Annotated in this window: 14 protein-coding genes; 8 read left to right on the forward strand and 6 right to left on the reverse strand. The window is 69.3% G+C overall.

Annotated features, from left to right (window positions below; translation table 11 throughout):
* Positions 1 to 295: 295 nt before the first annotated feature.
* The 4 genes from D4740_RS02810 to D4740_RS02825 form a co-directional block, all read right to left on the reverse strand.
* Positions 296 to 1,021, reverse strand: a complete 726-nt coding sequence (locus D4740_RS02810; protein ID WP_259390616.1) for an ABC transporter permease — start codon at positions 1,019 to 1,021, stop codon at positions 296 to 298.
* Complete coding sequence (locus tag D4740_RS02815) at positions 1,018 to 1,914, reverse strand: ATP-binding cassette domain-containing protein (RefSeq protein WP_182911322.1); 897 nt, start codon at positions 1,912 to 1,914, stop codon at positions 1,018 to 1,020. The genes D4740_RS02810 and D4740_RS02815 overlap by 4 nt, the downstream gene beginning before the upstream one ends.
* A 7-nt stretch (positions 1,915 to 1,921) precedes the next feature.
* Entirely contained in the window at positions 1,922 to 2,299 is a 378-nt protein-coding gene (locus D4740_RS02820; protein ID WP_119835418.1) for a PadR family transcriptional regulator, read from the reverse strand.
* Between the two features lie 148 nt (positions 2,300 to 2,447).
* Positions 2,448 to 3,302 carry a hydroxymethylpyrimidine/phosphomethylpyrimidine kinase gene (locus D4740_RS02825; RefSeq protein ID WP_119835419.1) on the reverse strand — a complete coding sequence of 285 codons (855 nt, stop codon included), beginning with the start codon at positions 3,300 to 3,302 and terminating at the stop codon, positions 2,448 to 2,450.
* Positions 3,303 to 3,562: 260 nt separating this feature from the next.
* On the opposite strand from D4740_RS02825, the gene D4740_RS02830 reads away from it, so the two are divergent.
* From D4740_RS02830 to D4740_RS02850, 5 genes are all read left to right on the forward strand, one after another.
* Positions 3,563 to 4,222 carry a methylated-DNA--[protein]-cysteine S-methyltransferase gene (locus tag D4740_RS02830; protein ID WP_243106817.1) on the forward strand — a complete coding sequence of 220 codons (660 nt, stop codon included), beginning with the start codon at positions 3,563 to 3,565 and terminating at the stop codon, positions 4,220 to 4,222.
* A 75-nt stretch (positions 4,223 to 4,297) separates the two neighbouring features.
* Positions 4,298 to 6,301, forward strand: coding sequence for an alpha-amylase family protein (locus tag D4740_RS02835; RefSeq protein WP_119835420.1), 2,004 nt, complete (start codon positions 4,298 to 4,300; stop codon positions 6,299 to 6,301).
* 276 nt (positions 6,302 to 6,577) lie between these two features.
* On the forward strand, positions 6,578 to 7,828 hold the full coding sequence (locus D4740_RS02840) for an ATP-binding protein (protein ID WP_119835421.1): 1,251 nt from the start codon (positions 6,578 to 6,580) through the stop codon (positions 7,826 to 7,828).
* A gap of 133 nt (positions 7,829 to 7,961) precedes the next feature.
* The gene (locus tag D4740_RS02845; RefSeq protein WP_119835608.1) at positions 7,962 to 9,626 is read left to right on the forward strand and encodes a DUF262 domain-containing protein; all 1,665 of its coding nucleotides are present in this window, start codon (positions 7,962 to 7,964) and stop codon (positions 9,624 to 9,626) included.
* A 17-nt stretch (positions 9,627 to 9,643) separates the two neighbouring features.
* A complete protein-coding gene (locus tag D4740_RS02850; protein ID WP_259390617.1) occupies positions 9,644 to 10,876 on the forward strand; it encodes a type II toxin-antitoxin system HipA family toxin in 1,233 nt (410 codons plus the stop codon).
* Between the two features lie 90 nt (positions 10,877 to 10,966).
* Here D4740_RS02850 and D4740_RS02855 read toward each other — a convergent pair whose 3' ends face one another.
* Both D4740_RS02855 and pgm read right to left on the reverse strand, forming a co-directional pair.
* Positions 10,967 to 12,127, reverse strand: a complete 1,161-nt coding sequence (locus tag D4740_RS02855; protein ID WP_259390618.1) for a YwiC-like family protein — start codon at positions 12,125 to 12,127, stop codon at positions 10,967 to 10,969.
* 209 nt (positions 12,128 to 12,336) lie between these two features.
* Positions 12,337 to 14,019 carry a phosphoglucomutase (alpha-D-glucose-1,6-bisphosphate-dependent) gene (pgm, locus tag D4740_RS02860; RefSeq protein ID WP_119835424.1) on the reverse strand — a complete coding sequence of 561 codons (1,683 nt, stop codon included), beginning with the start codon at positions 14,017 to 14,019 and terminating at the stop codon, positions 12,337 to 12,339.
* Between the two features lie 150 nt (positions 14,020 to 14,169).
* Between pgm and D4740_RS02865 the strand changes: the two genes are divergently transcribed.
* The 3 genes from D4740_RS02865 to nrdH all read left to right on the forward strand — a co-directional run bounded on the left by D4740_RS02865 (position 14,170) and on the right by nrdH (position 17,219).
* On the forward strand, positions 14,170 to 14,601 hold the full coding sequence (locus D4740_RS02865; RefSeq protein ID WP_119835425.1) for a Rid family detoxifying hydrolase: 432 nt from the start codon (positions 14,170 to 14,172) through the stop codon (positions 14,599 to 14,601).
* 45 nt (positions 14,602 to 14,646) lie between these two features.
* Positions 14,647 to 16,395: a DUF5129 domain-containing protein gene (locus tag D4740_RS02870; protein ID WP_119835426.1), complete on the forward strand. Its 1,749-nt coding sequence runs from the start codon at positions 14,647 to 14,649 to the stop codon at positions 16,393 to 16,395.
* Positions 16,396 to 16,973: 578 nt separating this feature from the next.
* Positions 16,974 to 17,219: a glutaredoxin-like protein NrdH gene (nrdH, locus tag D4740_RS02875; RefSeq protein ID WP_119835609.1), complete on the forward strand. Its 246-nt coding sequence runs from the start codon at positions 16,974 to 16,976 to the stop codon at positions 17,217 to 17,219.
* The last annotated feature ends 22 nt before the right edge of the window (positions 17,220 to 17,241 follow it).

Genomic DNA, 17,241 nt, shown 5'->3' on the forward strand with positions numbered 1-17,241 from the left:
GACTCCGCGCTCGGATCGCATCCGAGCGCGTGGTCAGGCCCTCGGTCTCGCAGCCGTGCCTCAATCTGCTGGTCGGAGACGGCTTGCTGCCAAGGTTGTGCTCGCCCACGCCCTGGTCCGCGATGACGGCCGAGACCCACACGGTGAAGCCGCCCAGGTCGGCAGCCGTGACCTGCCTGTGCGTGCGCTGCGCGGCTGCCCGCGCTAGCCCGGGCAGCACACCTGGGAGGGTGACGGCAGCCCGAACCGGATACGCCCAGGTGTCGGCCTCCCCTGCCTCGGTGCAGCCAGCCGCCTACCCCGGTTCCGCAGGCAGTGGCGGTGTCACTACGCGCAGTCGCAGCCTGCTCAGCACTGCGCTGAGCACCAGCAGGACGGCGGTGACGGCCACTGCGTGGCCCACGCCCCTGGCCAGGTAGTCGCCTGCCTGCGCTCCCAGGGGCTCCACGACGTAGCTGGCCAGCTCGCGGGCGGACCACAGGGGCAGGATCCGGGTCCACTCCTCCTCAGGGTCGACCAGCAGCTGGACAGCCATGACTGCGAGCAGGAGCATCGCCCCCTCCAGGTCCCGGGGGACTAGCGCCGCCACCAGTGAGCCCAGCGGCACGGCTGCGGTCGCGGTCAGCACCAGCATGACGACCACGGCGCCTGGGTGCTCCAGGTCGTCGCCCGCAGTACCCAGCACCAGGGCGGCGTAGACCACAGCCACCACCCACCCCAGCAGGAGGACGGCCAGGTGGCGCCCGGCCCACAGCGACTGTGGACGCGCCCCGGCCACCACCAGCCGCCGGTCGATGAGGCGTGAGGAGACCTGGGTGAACAGGGCCAGGGTCGCCACAGCCCACCCCAAGCCCATAGCCAGCAGGCGCAGCGCCGTCCAGTGGGTGTCCAGGCGGACCAGGTAGAAGGTCAGCGGCAGCAGCAGGGTCAGTGCGAGCGCTCCCCGGCGGCGAAACAGCTCGTGCACAGTGACCTGCGCGACCAGCCCGGCCATGGAGGGAGTCGTCGCTGGCGTTCTCATCGGTGTGCCTCCTGTGTCCTCTCGTCAAGGGCGGCCAGCTCGATGACCTGGTCCACCCGGTCGACGTCGCGCAGCAGGTGGGTGACCAGAAGGATGGCGGTGCCCGCCCGGCTCCAGGTCCTGATCAGCTCCCACAGGTCCTCGTAGGCTGTGGAGTCCAGGCCCTGGTAGGGCTCGTCAAGAAGAAGGAGGTGAGGGGCGTCGAGCTGGGCGAGGCTGAGGCTGACCTTCTGCTGGGTCCCGCCGGACAGCGTGCCCACAGTCTGGGCGCCCCGGGCGTTCCACCCCAGGGTGGAGAGGAGCCGGTATCCGGTGGCACGGGCTCGGGAGCCTGTGGCCCCGCGCGCGCACCCGAACAGGCTGAGGTGCTCGTCGACGGTAAGCAGCGGAGCCAGGGCGTCGCGCTGGGGAGCGTATCCGAAGCTTTGGCAGCGCTCCACCTGACCGCTGGTTGGCCTGAGGATCCCGGCACAGACCTGGAGCAGGGAGGACTTGCCGGCGCCGTTGGTCCCGACTACCGCCAGGACCTCCCCGCGACGCAGCTCCAGGCTTACCTGGTCCAGGACAGCCCGCCGCCCCCGACGTAGGCAGATGTCAGTCAGGCGGAGGACGACCTCCTGAGGCGGCATAGGGGGAAGCGGCTGCCGGGCAGGCTCGCTGCTGCGCAGGGCGGCAGCAAGCTCGCGGGCGTAGAGGGCGGCCGGTCCGTACATCTCTGCTGGTGGCAGGTCTGCCGCCTCGACCTCCAGCCGAGTGTCCGTCTCCAGCTGCTCGCGCTGCTGGGCGGTTACGCCCAGGGAGGTCAGCTCGGTGGTGAAGGAGCGCAGCCAGTCGGAGGAGGCTGGGTGGTCCCGGGAGGTCTTGGGGCGTAGCCACGGGTTGTTGAGGGGCACCGTTGTATCAGCCTCTCGTCTCGGCTTCGTCTGCGCTGGTATGTGTCTCCTGTGCGTTTCCCTCGATGACGCCTCCCAGTGCTGCCGACAGCCGCCGCCACTCCCGGCGACGTTCTGCGAGCTCGGAGGTACCCAGCGGGGTCAGCTCGAAGTACTTGCGAGCAGGTCCGGAGGGGGACGGCCTCCAGGAGGTGGTGACCAGGCCGCGTCGGTCCAGGCGGAGCAGCGCCGGATAGAGGGTGCCGCCGGGTACCGGGCCGATGCCGCTGGTCTCCAGGCGCTGGCTGAGGGACAGTCCGTAGTCCGGGCCGGCTTCCAGCAGGGAGAGCAGGCAGGGTTCCAGGAGCCCGCGTACGAGGTTCGTTGAGACGGGTGGGGTCGCCATGGTAGGTAGGTTACCTAGTAACCAGACAGCCTGTCTACCGGGGCGGCGCCCACCAGCGCAGTGAGTGCGCGGCCGTTGGAGGCGGCTGCCTCACACGGCCCGGTAGGTGGCTGGCCTTGTTGAGCGTCGGTGTGCGTCCGCTCCGGTGTCAGGCTGTGTAGGCCCCCTGGTAGACGCAGTCGAAGGGCGCGTTGCCGTGCATCCTGTTCTCGATGGCACTGACGACGACGTCCTTGGCGGTACGGGCAGCCTCCAACGGCGTAGCGCCCTTGGCGAGCTCGGCAGTGATCGCTGCCGCCAGGGTGCAGCCCGCGCCCGAGACGCGTTCCTGTCCCACGGCGGGCACCTCCAGGACCTCTAGGTCGCTGCCGTTGTAGTAGACGTCCAGCGCCGTGCCCGTACCCAGCAGGGTGCCGGCCTTGGCGACGACGTGGGGGGCGCCGGCGTCGTGGATGCGCCTGGCGGCGTCCTTGAGCTGGTCAACCGTGGTGATCTCCTCGACGCCGGCCAGGACCTGGCTCTCAAAGAGGTTAGGGGTGACGACGTCAGCCAGGGGGAGGACCTTTTGGCGCAGCGCGTTGTCCACGTCGAGAGCGGCCCCGGGCTCCTGGCCCTTGCAGATGAGGACCGGGTCCACGACCACGTGGGGGAAGCGGTGCTGCTCCAGGGCCTCAGCCACGACGTCGATCGTGGCAGGTGTGCCCAGCATGCCGATCTTGACGGCGTCGATGCGGCCGTGTACTGCCGTGGCGGCCTCGATCTGGTCGTGGATGACCTGCGGGTCCACGGGGACAAAACGGTGCGCCCAGTCGTTGGCGGGGTCGAAGGATACGATGCAGGTCAGTGAGGTGCAGCCGAAGACTCCCAACTGGTGGAAGGTCTTGAGGTCAGTCTGCGCCCCGGCGCCGCCGGAGGCCTCCGAGCCGGCGATGGCCAGGGCGATGGGGGGAGTGGTGATGCGGTCCGTCAGAGCTGTCGGGGCCGTCGTGGGTGTCTGGGTCATGGCACTAGCCTGCACCCGGACAGGTGCCCAGGCCAACAAAAGACGGCTGCCGGGGGTGGGGGTGGCGGCGTGCGCCCGGACGGTGGCAGGCACTGTGCCGACCAGCCGCTCGACGCGTGAGTCCGGTACCTGGACGCTTGGTATGCCAGAATGACGCGCGAACTGGAGGCAGGGTCCGTGCCTGCTCCGGAGGTGCCTGGGGATACCGGGGACACTGGAGACGGCCCAGGCACGGTCCGGAGACGACACAGGAGTGCCTCATGCCCATGGTGTACCCCGACCCTCCTCGTCCGTACCGCCCTCGTGCTGCCACGACGCAGACCCCGGACGGCCCCTTCACGATTGTCGTGGGCCGGGAGGTTCTGGCATCGGGGTGGACTACCGACCCGGCTGACCTGCTGGCTCTTATCCACCCCAGCCTGCGACCGGGTGCCAAGGACCTGGAGCTGGTCTGTGCTGACCTGCTTCCGACCGACGAGGGCGCGCGTCCAGGTGCAGAGAGCCTGTCCCCGGGGCTGGAGGGATCTTCCGCGGCCGCCAGCGGGTCGTGTCCACCCGGTCCGCAGATCGGCGACTCCGACCCGCTCAGCCAGGCACTGGCTGCCGTGGAGTCCTACTACTCCGGTGAGCTGGAGGCGCCCGGCCGGGTGCCGGTGGTCCAGCGCTCAGGTCCCTTTCGTGAGGCGGCCTGGGAGGTTCTGCGCGGGATCCCGCCGGGGGCTGTGCTGAGCTATGCCGATTACGCCGCCCGCTGCGGACGTCCCCGTGCCGTGCGCGCGGCGGCCGGGGCGTGCGCCTTCAATGCTGCTGCGCTCTTTGTTCCCTGCCACAGGGTGGTGCGTACCGACGGCTCCCTCGGCGGCTTCCGCTACGGGGTGGGCGTCAAGACGAGCCTGATTGCACGTGAGGCCAGGCCCTAGCGGGAATGGAGCACGACCTCCCTGGTGTCCGCCCGTGCGCTTTCCTTCGGGCCGTCCGCAGTGGAAGATAGGTCCATGAGCAGCGCCGCCCCCGTCCCCGAGACCCTCTACGATCTCGTCTTTCACGCTCTTGACCCGCTTGAGGCCGCAGAGAGAGACATCTTTCTCACGCGCGTCGAGCGCTGGTATCCGGACCTGCTTGACGGTCTGACGACCCTCTACGGTGATGCCGGGGCGGATACCGCGCTCACGCTGGTAGAGCAGGCGGCGCACGCCTACGCCGACCGTGACCCCGAGCTGCGTCGGCTGGACCTGGCCCGCACACTGGACCCCTCCTGGGTCCAGGACCCCAGCCGCATCGGCTACGCAGCTTATACCGAGCGTTTTGCCGGGACGCTTCGAGGCGTAGAGGAGCGTATCGACTACCTGCGTGAGCTGGGCGTCACCTACCTCCACCTCATGCCGCTGCTCACTCCGCGGCCGGGCGACTCCGACGGCGGCTACGCCGTGGCCGACTACCGGTCCGTCCGCGAGGACCTGGGTACGATGGAGGACCTGGAGGACCTGACGGCGCATCTGCGTGAGGCCGGGATCTCCCTGGTCGTGGACCTGGTGCTCAACCACGTGGCCGCCGAGCACGAGTGGGCCGCGCGGGCGCGGGCCGGGGAGCAGCGCTACCGAGACTACTTCCTGGTCTATCCCGACCGCACCGAGCCTGACGCCTACGAGGAGACCCTCCCGGAGATCTTCCCGGACTTCGCGCCCGGCAGCTTCACCTGGGACGAGGACATGGCGGGGTGGGTGTGGACCACCTTCAACTCTTTCCAGTGGGACCTCAACTGGCGCAACCCCCGCGTCATGGAGGAGTTCGCCGACATCGTGCTGGACCTGGCTAACCGGGGGGTGGAGGTGCTGCGCCTGGACGCCATCGCCTTCACCATCAAGCGCAAGGGCACCGACTGCCAGGGCCAGCCTGAGGTCCACGCCGTCACCGCAGCCCTGCGGGCGCTGACCCGTATCGCCTGCCCGGCCCTCGACCTGAAGGCCGAGGCGATCGTGGCTCCTACCGAGCTGCTCCAGTACCTGGGGCAGGGCAGGTACACCGGCAAGGTCTCCGACCTGGCCTACCACAACTCCCTCATGGTCCAGGTCTGGTCCATGCTTGCCACCCGGGACACGACCCTGGCGGTCGAGGCGCTCCAGAACCTGCCCGTGGAGCCCTCAACCGCCACCTGGATCACCTACCTGCGCTGCCACGACGACATCGGCTGGGCCATCGACGACGGCGACGCTGCCGCCGTCGGCCTGTCCGGGTTCGGACACCGGGCCTTCCTGGCGGACTGGTACTGCGGGGCCTACCCCACCAGCGACGCCCGGGGGCTGGTCTTCCAGCACAACCCGATCACCGGGGACCGGCGCATCGCAGGCACCGCCGCCTCCCTCATCGGGCTGGAGGCTGCGGCAGAGGCCTGGGAGGGCGTCACCGACGACACTCCTGCGCACCAGGCCGAGGACCTGTGGACATGGCGCGAGGAGAGGATCCACGCCCTGCGCATGGCGCACGCCCTCCTCTACGGGTGGGGAGGAGTTCCCGTGCTGTGGAGCGGGGACGAGCTGGCCCAGCCCAACGACCCCAACTGGGACGCCGAGCCCGGCCACGAGGCGGACTGCCGCTGGGCCGGGCGTCCCCGGCTCGATGACGCCCGGGTGGCTGAGCGCTGGAACCGCTCCACCGTGGAGGGGCGGGTCTTCACCGACCTGGTCCGCATGGCCCGCGTGCGCGCCAGCCTGCCCCAGCTGGAGGCCAGCGTGCGCACCCAGGTCGACGACGTGGACGACCCCGGTGTGCTCCTCACCCACCGCGACCACCCCAGGGGCAGTTTCGTGGGCGTGTACAACGTGACGCCTGACTGGCGCTCGGTCTCGGCCGCCCGGCTGGCCGAGCTAGGGGTCATGGGGGCCACCGACGTCCTGACTGACACGGTGCCCTTCGGCTCGACCTCCCTGGAGGGGGCCGGGGACGGGCGGGTACCGGTGCCTCCCTACGCCGCCTGGTGGTTGGTGCGGGCCACGGACTGAGGGGCAGCTGCGCCGGGGCGGTAGACCGAGGGGCCCGGTGCCATACGCAGGCCGGGTACGGCCGACGGCGGCTGCGGCTGAGGGGTGGCCGGTGCCGGTCCGAGCTGGGGCGCGGTCGCCGTGAGGTGTGGCCGACACGGGCTGCGGACCGGGCCGCAGGTGACGGGACAACGCTGAAACCTGGTGGAGAACTCCATCAGTCACTAGCGGATTTCTCCACCAGTGGCTGATGGAGAACTCCACTGTGGAGCAGGGGCGTATCTGTATGCTGAGGGCATGTCGTCGTACCTGCCTCGGGTGGTGGACCCGCTGATCCGCGATGCTCTGGCCTCCAGCGGCGCCGTGGTGCTGCGTGGTGCCCGGGCCACAGGCAAGACGGAGTCCGCCCTGCAGGTGGCAGCGTCTACCTTGCGGCTTGACTCGGCCTCGCCCCGGGCCCGGCTGGCACGTGCCTCTCCGGAGACCGCGCTGGCTGGTGACACACCTCGGCTGCTGGACGAGTGGCAGCTGGCCCCGGGGCTGTGGAACGAGGTGCGCCATGCTGTGGACCAGCGTCGTGCACCCGGTCAGTTCGTGCTCACTGGCTCGGCCAGTCCTGACGACGACCCGTTGCGCCACTCGGGGGCGGGGCGCATGCACACGCTCCTGCTGCGTACCATGACCCTCGCGGAGACGGGGCACTCTACGGGGGAGGTCTCGCTGTCCTCGCTCCTGGACGGCGAGGAGCTCCCGCTGGCAGAGAGCGCCCTGGGCCTGCCCGAGCTGGTCAGCCGCGTCGTCACCGGTGGGTGGCCGGGTTGGTTCGACCTGTCAGAGCGGTCCGCCCGCTCGCGTGCTGACTCCTACGTCCAGGATATCGTGGAGCACGAGTTCGCCACAGTGGCTGGCACGCGCCGTGACCCACGCAGGTTCCACGCCTACCTGAGTGCCCTGGCGGGTCTGGTGGCGCAGCCGGCCAGCCAGGCGGCGGTCGTGCGCCGCATGAGGAAGGAGTACGTGGGCTCTCTGGGACCAACGGCGCCGACGGCGCTGCACGACCTGGCCCAGCGTCTCTTCCTGGTTGAGGACCAGCCTGCCTGGTCGCCGAGCCTGCGCTCAGCGAGCGCGGCCTCGCAGGCCCCCGCCCGGCACCTGGTGGACCCTTCACTGGCGGCCGTCCTGCTGGGGGCGGGCAGCGACAGGCTGATGACGGATCCGCAGACGCTTGGCTTCCTGTTCGAGTCCCAGGTGGTGCACGACCTGCGCGTCTATGCCCAGGCTGCGGGTGCGCGCGGGGTGTTCCACTACCGTGACACCAAGGGACGTGACGAGATCGACGCCGTGGTGGAAGGGGCGGATGGCCAGTGGCTAGCCGTCGAGGTCAAGCTGGGTGAGGGCCGTGTTGAGGAGGGTGCGGCGAACCTGCTGCGGGTCACCGCCAAGATGACCAGCCCGCCACTGATGTGTCTGGTGGTGGTGCCCACCGGCGTGGCCCACGTACGGCCCGACGGCGTGGGTGTGCTGCCTCTGACTGTGCTGGGGGCTTGAGGGGGTCTGAGTCAGCCTGGCCAGCGGTGTGTGCCGTGAATCGGACTCCTGGCAGTGAGTGGGTGAGCGGAGCCGGAGGAGTGGGCAGGTGAGCCGACAGAGGCTGTCAGTGCCTGGCCTTATGATCAGGGTTATGGAGGAGTCTCAGGCGGTCTCGACGAGCCAGGTCTACACCATTGCCGACCTACGTGTGCTGGTGCGTTCCGGTCGTCTGCGCGTCCCCCAGTTTCAGCGCTCCTTCCGCTGGGAGGCCCGTGACGTTCTTAGCCTGCTTGACTCCGTGGTGCGAGGCTACCCCTTTGGCAGCCTCCTGCTGTGGAAGCGTGAGGCGCAGGCGCAGGTGCTGCGGATTGGCGGGCTGGAGGTGGAGGCGGCTGCGCGTGAGGACGCTCTATGGGTAGTGGACGGCCAGCAGCGCATTACCAGCCTGGTCAACGTTGTCGACCCAGAAGGCGCCAAGGACCCGCGCTTCACCCTGGGATACTCGCTGAGGAACCACCAGGTGGTGGGGGCCAGCCGCCTTGACGAGTCACTGGTCATCCCCTTGCCGGACCTTTTTGATATCGGGCGGGCGCTCGCTTGGCTGGCGGACAACCCGGACGCCTCTGAGCATGCTCCTCTCATCCAGGATGTGGCGGGTCGGCTCAACCGGGTCGCTGTACCCGCTACAGTCATGGAGCAGGCTGACGAGAGCGTCCTACGCGAGGTGTTTGACCGGATCAACTCCCGGGGCAAGCGCCTGAACGCCGCCGAGATCTTTGACGCCATCCACGGTGGCCCGGGGCGGGAGCTGACGATCCCGGGGATAGCCGCTCGTGTAGACAGCGAGACCCGTTTTGGCCTGCTCTCGGACACGGTGGTGGTTCAGGCACTGCTGACCCGCCGTCACCCTGACATCACCCGGGACATCCACAGCGAGTTCTCCCCGGCTCGCCGCGAGGTCAGCGCCTTCCCCGGAGAGGACCGACAGGAGGCCTATGAGGCTACTGAGCGGGCACTGGTGGCCGCAGTCCGCTTTCTCCAGGGGCAGGCGGATGTCCCTCATATGACCTTCCTGCCCTTCCGCTTCCAGCTGCTTGTCCTCACTAGGTTCTTTGCTCTTTTCCCCCAGCCTCACGCGCGCAACCTAGAGCTTTTGCGCCGGTGGCTGTGGCGCTCCAGTGCGGGGGCTGACGCCCTGAGCATCAGCGGTTCCCGGACCGACCTGCGGGACATGGCCAAGCACGTGGTTCCAGGCGAAGAGTCCGCCTCCGTCCAGCGGCTTCTTGACGCTGTCAGGCTCCCCGAGCCTCCGGGACTGCCAGACCTGCGCACCTTTCGGTCCACTCGTGCCGACTCCAAGATGATCCTGGCGGCCATGTGGAAACGGAACCCAGTCAACCTGATGACAGGCCAGTCGGTCACGCTGGAGGAGCTGGCCACTGTGCTGGAGGGAGAGACTACTCCCCGGGCGGTCGCGGTGGAGCTGGCTCCTGCTGCTGTGCTGGGGCCGGACTCTGCCCTGGCGGCTAATCGGGTTATTGCCGTAGATGACCGGCGTGAACTGGTAGCCCAGCTCTCCGGCGACGTCGAGGAGTCCGCCCTTGCCTCCCTGCTGCTGGACCAGGAGACGCTGGGTCTCCTTCAGGACAACCGCTACCAGGAGCTGTTGCAGCGGCGGGAAAAGATGCTGGAGGACTACCTCAGCGACTTCTTGGCGGTGCGCACCGCCTACGCCTATGACGACACCCCGCCCCTGGTCGAGCTGATCAGTCCTCCCTCCGACCAGGACCGTTCTCACGGGGAGGCTGACCTGTGAGGGAGGAGGTCTACGCTGTGTTGTTGCATGGACAGCACGTCGGCTCGCTCCAGCGGCGGGACTCCTTCACCAAGTTCGTGCTTGACCGCGACTACTGGGGGCGTGCGGACCGTCCCGTGCTGGGGCAGTGGTTTGAGGACCATCCCCGCAGGCAGCCGCACGCGGTAAACCATCTGCCTGCGTGGTTCTCCAACCTGCTACCTGAGGGGCGGCTGCGCGAGTTGATCGCCCGTGAGCAGGATGTGAGCACCCACCAGGAGATCGACCTGCTGGCACGGATCGGCCGCGACCTGCCCGGGGCCGTTGAGGTGGTACTGGACCCGGAGGACCAGCAGTCCCTAGGGGTCCGGACGGAGTTGCTACACGTCGTCGACCAGGGCGGCCCAGGCGGTCGGGGGGACCCGGTCCAGCCCGACCTGCGGTTCTCACTGGCCGGCCTGGCCCTCAAGCTCTCCATGAGGTGGGAGGAGGAGCGCCTGGCGCTGCCCGCGCACGGCCAGACGGGAGAGTGGATCCTCAAGACGCCGGACACCCAGTACCCAGACCTGCCCGCCAACGAGTTCGCTGTCATGGGCCTGGCCCGGGCCGTGGGCATTGCGGTTCCCGAGACCCGGATGGTGCACCGCGACCAGGCTCCTGACCTGAGTGATAGGTTCTGGCCCTCCCATGAGGGCCAGGCCTACGCCATACGGCGCTTTGACCGCAGTCCCGGGGGCCGCGTCCACATGGAGGACCTTGCCCAGGTCCTGGGAAAGTCTGGGGCGGGAGAGGGGAAGTACCAGTCCACCGTCCAGACCGTGGCAGGCCTGGCCTATCGTGGGCGGGACCACGAGTCGCTGCGGGAGATGGTGCGGCGTGCCACCTTCAACCTGCTGGTAGGTAACGGGGACGCCCACCTGAAGAACTGGTCGCTCATCTATCCCGACCGCAGGCGCGCCCGCCTCTCGCCCGCCTACGACCTCGTGTGCACGGCGGTGTACCTGCCCAGCCCGGAGGACCCCGACCTGGGCCTGCCTTTTTTGGGTGCCCGGCGGCTGTCCCAGGTGACCCGGGACCACTGTGCCGAGCTCCAGCGCAGGCTCGGCGTGGGGAAGGAGGACGTGCTCGACGTCGTCGACGACACGGTGCAGCGCTTCTGCGACCTCTGGCACACTGCCAGCCAAGAGGCCTGGGCGGAGGGCATCCCCCGGCCCGTGGTGCGGTGGATCGATGACCACCTCCGGGACACCCGTGCCCGGCTGGGGTGCTAGAGGTGTCGCGAAGGTCCGTGTGTGACGACTGGGCTCGGCACGGTGCGCGCAGCAGGTGTCAGCAGGTGCCGGAGCGCGCCCGTGCCGCCCTCAGTACGTGGCTACGCTCAGCAGGAAGGCCAGGCACATCACGATCTCTATCAGTCCCAGCTGGCGGGGTCGCAAGGGCTGGTGGTGCCCGCGTACCAGCCGCCACTGCCGCAGCGGCACGACCAGGGACCGCACAGCCAGCACCACCCACAGCACCGCGTGCGCCCACGGCAGGTAGCCGCCGCTAGCCAGCCACAGCGTCACCGCTGCGACCGCCGTGTGCGCCGCGACCGTCCCGGCCAGGAGCACGGTGTTGAAACGCTCGCGGATCATGGACTTGATGTAGGGCACGGTTCCGCAGAAGTAGGCGGCTGTCAGCGCAGTGACCAGCCACATCCACGACCAGCCTGTCAGTTCTCCGTTAGGTGAGCTCCCCGGCAGGTTGTCGGCCCCCGCTCCCAGTCCCAGGAACCCGCCCGCGCCCCCCACGGCCAGGCAGTAGGTGATAGCCGCCATGAGGGAGGCGGCCGCCGTGGTGGAGAGCCCGGACAGGAGGGAGCGCTCGCGGCCTCGCCATACCTGGTGGGCTGCGACGGCAAGCAAGGGTGCCAGCGGTACGGCCCACTGCAGCAGGTAGGGGGTGACCAGCACTGTGACAAGGCCCAGCACTCCCGTCCAGCCGGTGTAGACGAGCAGCGGCACGAGCAGCAGGACACGGCGCTGTGCGGAGCGGGTGCGCAGCCACTGTGACCACGCCCAGTAAGTCAGGTAGGCCCCCCACCAGGCGGGGATGAGCAGCAGGTTCACCCAGCTGAAGCCGCCCACCACCCAGCCGACCACCGGGGGCAGGACGAGCATGGACCAGGCCCCGTGCTGGTTGGGCACCCACGCCTTGCGGCCCGGTCGGCGGCCGCCTTGGGCGGGACGTGCCGGGGCAGGTCTCTTCCAGGCAGTGCTGGTCTGCCCCGGGCTCTGGGAGGGCCCGGCATGTCCGGGCCGCCTCTGTGGGGGGTGCTGCGCGGAGGGGACAGACGATGTGGACCTTGGCCTACCGGTGGCCAGCATGACGTCGTCGTCCGGGCCGGGGCGGGACTGGTGGGAGGGGGCGGTGCGGGGCGGCTGGCTCGGTCCGCTCGTGGAGTCGCCTGACTGGTTGCCCGGGCGAGTGCTCGAGGCGTCACCGCACGGGTCGGAGGGTGAGGACGGTCGTGTCTGGCTCACGTAGACAAGCCTAGACAGTCCACCGGGCTGGCTGGTGGCCCTGACAGGAGACTGCCTGACGGCCAGGCATGAAGACCGGGGAGGTCTCTGCGAGAACGACCGAATCCTCATAGGACGACTGGCATGTCAGTCACCTATGAGGATTCGGTGCATCGTGACGGAATCGGTACGTCTCGGCGCGCCTCGCGTCGCGGCGAGCCAGCCCGGCCTCAGCCGCCCAGGGCGGCAGACACCACCTTCTTGGCCTCCTCCTGGACCAGGGCCAGGTGCTCGTCCCCCTTGAAGGACTCGGCATAGATCTTGTAGACGTCCTCCGTGCCTGAGGGGCGCGCGGCGAACCAGGCGTTGTCCGTGGTGACCTTCAGCCCGCCGATCGGCTCCCCGTTACCGGGGGCGTCCACCAGGCGGGCGGTGATCTCCTCGCCAGCCAGCTCGGTGGCGGTGACGTCGGAGGGGGACAGGGCCGCCAGCTTGGCCTTCTCCTCCTTGGAGGCAGCAGCGTCGATACGGGCGTAGGCGCTGGCACCGAAGCGCTCCACCTGCTCCTGGTGCAGGGCGGAGGGCGACTTCCCGGTCACCGCGATGATCTCGCTGGCCAGCAGCGCCAGGATGATGCCGTCCTTGTCCGTGGTCCACACGGTGCCGTCCTTGCGCAGGAAGGACGCCCCGGCGCTCTCCTCGCCGCCGAAGCCCACCGACCCGTCCAGCAGGCCGGGTACGAAGTGCTTGAAGCCCACCGGCACCTCCACCAGGCGGCGGCCGACAGCCTCCACCACCCGGTCGATGAGGGAGGAGGAGACCAGGGTCTTGCCCACGGCGCAGCCCTGCCCCCAGCCGGGGCGGTGGGTGAGGAGGTACTCAATGGCCACGGCCAGGTAGTGGTTGGGATTCATGAGCCCGCCGTCAGGGGTGACGATGCCGTGACGGTCGGAGTCGGCGTCGTTGCCGGTGGCGACGTCGTAGGGGGTCGCGCCCTCGGCGTCAGGCGTCATGGCCTCACGCAGGGAGGCCATGGCACTGGGGGAGGAGCAGTCCATGCGGATCTTGCCGTCCCAGTCCAGGGTCATGAAGGACCAGGCCGGGTCCACGCTCGGGTTGACCACCGTGAGGTCCAGGCCATAGCGCTCGCCGATGGCCCCCCAGTAGTCCACGGCTGCCCCGCCCAGCGGGTCGGCGCCGATGCGTACCCCCGCCTCACGGATGGCGTCCATGTCGATGACGTTGGCCAGGTCGGCGACGTAGGTCTCCAGGTAGTCGTGCCTGATCACGTAGGGGCCGTCCAGGGCCTCGGCGACGGGTACGCGGGGGACCTCACGCCAGCCGGAGGCTAGCAGCTCGTTGGCCCGCGAGGCGATCCAGCCGGTGGCCTCGGAGCCTGCGGGACCTCCTGTGGGCGGGTTGTACTTGAAGCCGCCGTCACGCGGAGGGTTGTGGGAGGGGGTGACCACGATGCCGTCGGCCAGGCCAGGACCGGTGGTGCGCACGCCCTCAGCGGTGCCTGCCCCGTTGGCCAGGAGGATGGAGTGGGACACGGCAGGGGTGGGGGTGTAGGAGCCGCGGGCGTCGATCGCGGTCATGACGCCCGCACCGGAGAGCACCTCGATGGCGGTGCGCCACGCAGGCTCGGACAGGGCATGGGTGTCGCGCCCCAGGTAGAGAGTGCCGTCGGTGCCCTGGGAGCGGCGGTACTCCACGATGGCAGCGGTGGTGGCCACGATGTGTGCCTCGTTGAAGGCCGTGTCCAGGGAGGAGCCCCGGTGCCCGGAGGTGCCGAAGACCACCTTCTGTGCGGGAACGGTGGGGTCGGGGACAAGGTCGTAGTAGGCGGAGACGACCTCGTCGACATTGATGAGGTCCTCGGGCTGGGCTGGTTGTCCTGCGCGTGGGTGCATGGCGCATAGTGTGTCACCGACCACTGGTGCGGGTGCGTGTTTTCGCTCACCGGGCACAAGAAGCCGGGCGCAGGACCGAGAACAGGACCGAGAAGGTGTGCCTGCTCGGCGCGCCTTGACCTGGTCCGCAGGGTAGACCAGGGTGTGCTCATGATCTCAACCAGTCCTGATCGCGGCGCTGCCGCCCCTGCATCCGCTGTCGCCACCGAGTCGGCCCCCGCTGCCGTCGGCCCCTACTCTCAGGCAGTGAGCACCGGGGACGGCAGTGGCAGCCTAGTCTTTGTCTCCGGACAGGTCCCGCTGGACCCCGCTACCGGCTCCCTCGTCGAAGGGGGTGTCCAGGTGCAGGCGGAGCAGGTGCTGAGGAACGTGGGCGCGATCCTGTCCGCTGCGGGCCTGGGTTACGCCGACGTCGTCAAGACCACCGTGCTGCTGGCCGACATCGCTGACTTTGCCGCGGTCAACGAGGTCTACGCCCGCTTCTTCGAGGGGGAGGTCCTGCCCGCCCGGGCCGCCTTCGCGGTGGCGGCCCTGCCGCTGGGGGCGAGGGTGGAGATCGAGGCCGTGGCCGTACGGCCCTGACGGATGGCTGCCGTGAGGCCCTGCCCGGCCAGAGCCGGAGGAGGTATGAGGCTGCCCCGCACCGGACGCGGGAGGGGCGTGAGGCCGCCTCGTGATGGCAGTGCTGGCAGTGGCAAGAGGCCGTCTGCTGTGCACCTGGGAGGGCTGCGGGCTGTCGCGCTCTTTGTGGCAGTGCTCGGCACGGGCCTGGTGCTTCTCGTGTCCGCTGTGCTGGTAGTGACGTGGCCGTTTGGACGTACCCACCACCCCAGCGTGGAGATTCACGACGAGGCAGACGTGTTCCAGGAGGAGACCCTTGCTGACAGCCTGGGTGAGCTGGCCTTCCGCCAGGATGTCCACGTGGCCGTCCTCTCTGTGCCCGGTCACGGTATTGCCAGCGCTCGCGACTTTAACGACACGGTCCGGGACTATGCGCGCACCAGGGACACCCACACCCCCTGGATCTCCCCGAAGGACCCGGGCTACTGGGCTGAAGGGCTAGTCATCCTGGCCCTTGCCCCGGACTCCCGGTGGGTCGGCTGCTACTTCGGGGAGGACGTCACGCTGCCCCTGGACCAGCAGCAGGCGGCCCAGGAGGCTGCTAGGTCCCGGCTGCAGCAGGCGGACTGGGACGGCGCCGTGGCGGCCATGGGAGGGGATATTGCCGACAATATTGGCAGACCCGGTGAGGACAGGCCAGCGGTAGCCGTGCTACCGGTCCTGCTCGGGGTAGGAGGCGTGGCTCTTGTCGGCGCCTACCTGGGTCCTGGGGTGCTGGCCCGGCGCCGCACCGCTGCTGCACGCAGTTCCTACGCGCAGGTGGTCCGTGATCATGAGGCCACCGAGCGTGCGGCCCGCACAATCCCGGAGGCCCGGCCCTACGGGGCGCAGGTCCTTGCCCGGTACCGGTGGTTCCGCCAGGAGTACGACGACGTAACGCGGCTCTTCGGTGAGCACGGCGAGCCGGTAGGTGCCCAGTGGTTCAGCTGGCGGCTGCTGCGGCGGGCGACCCGCTTGCAGAAGAAGGCCGCTGAGCTGGACGCGCTGGACGACGTCGTCGTCAACGCTGCTGCCCTGCTCACCATGGGCCACGGCTGGCAGGATGCCTGGCGCAACGAGATGGGGCCGGTGCTGGAGGACCTGCAGGCCCTGAGAGAGCTGTGCGGCGAGGTCTGGGACGGGAGGCTGAGGGGGCTTGCGGCAAAGGAGCGCCAGTGGGTACGTGTTCAGAAGCAGCGGCTGGACACAATGACGGAGGAGCTGGCTGACCATCGGATGGTGCCCGAAGACGCTCTGGCTGAGCTGGACCGCGTCTCAGACGAGACCCGAATCCGGGTTGACGTGCTGGCCAAGGCCGCCCTAGACGCGGACGACTCGCGCCACGCCGAGCAGCGGCAGCAGTACTACAAGCAGTCCCACCCCTGCGGGGACTCGGAGACAGCGAGGGTCTACGGCGGTCAGTGGTCGTATGACGGTGTCAGTGAGAGCTACGTCCCGTACTCCACGATCCGGCTCAACCCAAGCTCGCCTGGTCTCTCAGCGCCAGGAGTGTCGAGGCGCAGCAGCAGGGTCCGGGACGGCTCACGGCAGGCGGCCGGGGTCGGCGCCCCAGGCGGCCTGGCTGGGACAACTGTCTTCTTCGCACCAGCCGCGGACCTGGTAGCGGGCTACCGCGCCGCAGCCTCCTACGAGCCGTCCAGCGGCGAGAGCGGTGTGGGAGGCTTCATTGGCGGTGAAGGCTCGGTGGGGGGCGGGCACGGGGGCGGTGGCTTCAGCGGAGGCTTCTCGGGGTCCGGCTCCTCCTCCTCGTTCTGACGAGGCGGCAGGTCTGAGTGTGGCCTGACATCCTGCCACAGCGGTCGCACCGAGCGCCTGCCCGGGCTGCCCTGCGACCGCTGCGCCTGCGGCGGCCCTCGCAGGTCGTGATGTCCACGCTGCCGCGACACGCCAGACGGAGGTGTGACAAGAGTGGGACAAGAGGTTCAGGTGACGTTGTCCCCAGGGTGGGGGCAGGCTGGAGACACTGGTGCTCACTGTGCCGGGGCTGTCTGTGTCCAAGGTGCCCGGGTTCGTGTCACACCCCTGGAGGACCATGGTTCCGCGGGACACTCGACCGGGGTTCCGGCGGGGCCTGGGCCGTGACCGGTGGGGCGTCCACCGGTCCTCCACAAGCTCGTGGAAGCTGTCCACAGAACGGAGCGGTGCTTATGCACAAGAACACGCCAGACACATCATCTAGGGGTGGTGGCGTGAATCGACCCCTAGGGGTAGTGTCTTGCCCAACGGCGGCGCTCGCGCCAGCCGTGAATGGCAGCAGCGTGGCCGCCTCCGGGTCGGCCCTCTCACGGGGGGACGGTCTGGAGGGGCCGCGGGAACCTGAGGAAGAGGACGACATGGCGATCACCGTCTACAGCAAGCCCAACTGTGTCCAGTGCTCGGCTACCTACCGTGCCCTGGACAAGGCCGGCCTGGCCTACCGGACGGTGGACGTCACCCAGGACGCCGAGGCCCTGGAGCAGGTTCGTGCCCTGGGGTACGCCCAGGCGCCGGTGGTTACCGCTGGCGGCGACCACTGGTCCGGCTTCCGTCCGGACAGGATCAAGGCCCTGGCGGCTGCGGCTGAGGCCGTCGCCGTCTGATCTCTGCGCTGGATGCTGTTGC

The sequence above is a fragment of the Actinomyces sp. 2119 genome, from assembly GCF_003591215.1.
GTDB lineage: Bacteria > Actinomycetota > Actinomycetes > Actinomycetales > Actinomycetaceae > Actinomyces > Actinomyces lilanjuaniae.